General features: G+C 27.5%; 1 protein-coding gene. It reads left to right on the top strand.

Translation table 11 applies throughout. The features are described 5' to 3' along the window. Window positions 1–291 (top strand): CgeB family protein (locus K6T82_RS24165; RefSeq protein WP_223711586.1); only part of this gene is annotated, 291 nt, incomplete at both ends.

Genomic DNA, 291 nt, shown 5'->3' with positions numbered 1-291 from the left:
GAAACAAAAGAGGTCTAAAGATGTCATTTTTGCAGGTAGTTGGTATGGAAATTTACATGTTCAAAGAAGTAAAGAGATGGTGGAAATTTTTGATAATATCTTAGATAGTGGATATAACTTAAAAATTTATAATAGAGCCTATTATACCCATAAAGATGATCCAAATCGTATTTTTCCCAAGAAATATTCTGATTATATTAATCCACCAGTACCCTTTGATAAAATTGAAAAAATTTATAAAGAAAGTGAATATGCATTAAACATTAATACGGTAACAGATTCGAGTACTAT

The organism is Flavobacterium potami (genome assembly GCF_020026915.1).
Taxonomy (GTDB): Bacteria; Bacteroidota; Bacteroidia; order Flavobacteriales; family Flavobacteriaceae; genus Flavobacterium; species Flavobacterium potami.
Note: the sequence above shows the minus strand (reverse complement) of the source record. Positions and strands in the feature narration are given on the sequence as shown.